The 2,178-nt window shown below is 72.1% G+C and carries 2 protein-coding genes; one reads left to right on the top strand and one right to left on the bottom strand.

Annotation, left to right across the window (positions count from 1 at the left end):
- Positions 1 to 1,095 (bottom strand): biotin synthase BioB (gene bioB / locus O3Q52_RS52240; protein ID WP_269655418.1); only part of this gene is annotated, 1,095 nt, incomplete at its 3' end.
- 212 nt (positions 1,096 to 1,307) lie between these two features.
- On the opposite strand from bioB, the gene O3Q52_RS52235 reads away from it, so the two are divergent.
- The coding region (locus O3Q52_RS52235) for an aminotransferase class I/II-fold pyridoxal phosphate-dependent enzyme (protein ID WP_269655417.1) at positions 1,308 to 2,178 on the top strand (871 nt) is incomplete at its 3' end.

Below are 2,178 nucleotides of genomic sequence, written 5' to 3'. Positions count from 1 at the left end.
GCAGCCGCCGCCCTCGTGCGGGCCGCATCCGGCGTCCCCGTGCGAGCCGCACCCGGCCTCGGCGTGGGAACCGCAGCCGCCGCCCGCGGCGACCCGGTGCTCCGGAAGCGTCACCTGGCCCGTGCCCTCCACCTCGAACCCGGCGTCCGCGATCATCTCCAGGTCGGCCTTGCCGGCCTGGCCCTCGGTGGTCAGGTAGTCGCCGAGGAAGATCGAGTTGGCCAGGTTCAGGGCGAGCGGCTGCATCGTGCGCAGATGGACCTCGCGGCCGCCCGCGATCCGCACCTCGACGTCCGGGCAGACGAACCGGACCATCGCGAGGATCCGCAGACAGCGCTGCGGGGTGAGGTTCCACTCCTTGGCGAGCGGGGTGCCCTCGACCGGGATCAGGAAGTTGACCGGCACGGAGTCCGGGTCGAGCGCGCGCAGCGAGTAGACGACGTCGACGAGGTCCTCGTCGCTCTCGCCCATGCCCGCGATCAGCCCCGAGCAGGCGGACAGGCCCGCAGCGTGCGCCTTCTGGACCGTGTCGACGCGGTCGGCGTACGTGTGGGTGGTCGTGATGTCCCCGTACGTCGACTCGGACGTGTTGAGGTTGTGGTTGTAGGCGTCCGCGCCCGCCTCGCGCAGCCGCTCGGCCTGACCGTCGGACAGCAGCCCGAGGCAGGCGCACACCTCGACGCCCTCGTTCTGGTCCTTGATCGCCTTGATGGTGTCCGAGACCCGGTCGACGTCACGGTCGGTGGGACCGCGACCGCTCGCCACCAGGCAGACCCGCTTGGCACCGCCCGCGAGACCGGCCGCCGCGGCCTCGGAGGCCTGGTCGGGTTTCAGCCACGTGTACTTCAGGATCCCGGCCTTGGAGCCGAGCCGCTGCGAGCAGTACGAGCAGTCCTCCGGGCACAGGCCCGACTTCAGGTTGACCAGGTAGTTGAGTTTCACCCGTCGGCCGAACCACTGCCGGCGCACCTTGCCGGCCGCGGCCACCACATCGAGGAGTTCGTCGTCGGAGGTCGCCAGTACGGCCAGCGCCTCTTCGCGGGTCGGCAGCTCTCGCCGAAGCCCCTTGTCCACCAGCGTGTTCAGCAGGTCCATGAGGTCCGATCCTGGCCTATCCGACCGTGCCGGGCCAAGGAGGGACCGGACAACAGAGGCCGTTCGACGTGTGGGTATTGCCACATCATGGGCGGCTGGTGGTCCGGCTAGGGTCTGTGCGTTGCCTACAAAAGGCAGGTGGGGACGGCCCAGGCGAAATGTCATGTGTTGGCGCCCCATGGAACACCCTCACCTCATGGCCCGGAGGACATATGTCGGGATCGCCTTTCGAGTGGATCGACGAGCAGGCGCGGGCGCGCCGCCGGGCCGGACTCGCCCGCACCCTGCGCCCCCGCCCCGCCGACCCCCCGCGCCTCGATCTCGCGGGCAACGACTATCTGGGCCTGGCGAGGCACCCCGAGGTCACCGAGGCGGCCGCGAGCGCCGCGCGGACCTGGGGCGCCGGAGCGACCGGCTCCCGGCTCGTCAGCGGCTCCACGGAACTGCACGCGGAACTCGAACGCGAGCTGGCCGAATTCTGCGGGTTCGAGTCCGCGCTGGTCTTCTCCTCGGGGTACGCGGCCAACCTCGCCGCCGTCACCGCGCTGGCCCCGCACGGCTCCCTCGTCGTCTCCGACGCGGGCAACCACGCCTCGCTGATCGACGGCTGCCGTCTCGCGCGCGGCACCACCCAGGTCGTCGCGCACGCCGACCCCGACGCCGTGCGCAAGGCTCTGGGTACGCATGCCGGACCCGCCGTCGTCGTCTGCGACACGGTCTTCTCGGTCGACGGCGACGCGGCCCCGCTCACCGGACTCGCCGCCGCCTGCCGGGAGTCCGGCGCCGCCCTGCTCGTGGACGACGCACACGGTCTCGGCGTTCTCGGCGACGGCGGCCGGGGCGGGCCGCACGCGGTGGGTCTCTCGGGCGCGCCGGACGTGGTCACCACCGTCACGCTGTCGAAGTCGCTCGGCAGCCAGGGCGGCGCGGTCCTCGGACCGGCCCACGTCATCGACCACCTGGTCAACGCGGCCCGTACCTTCATCTTCGACACCGGTCTGGCCCCCGCGGCGGCGGGTGCGGCTCTCGCGGCCCTGCGTCTGCTGCGCAGGGAACCGGAACGGGCCACGCGCGCGCGTGCCG

The sequence above is a fragment of the Streptomyces sp. ActVer genome, from assembly GCF_027270795.1.
Lineage (GTDB): Bacteria > Actinomycetota > Actinomycetes > Streptomycetales > Streptomycetaceae > Streptomyces > Streptomyces umbrinus_A.
Note: the sequence above shows the minus strand (reverse complement) of the source record. Positions and strands in the feature narration are given on the sequence as shown.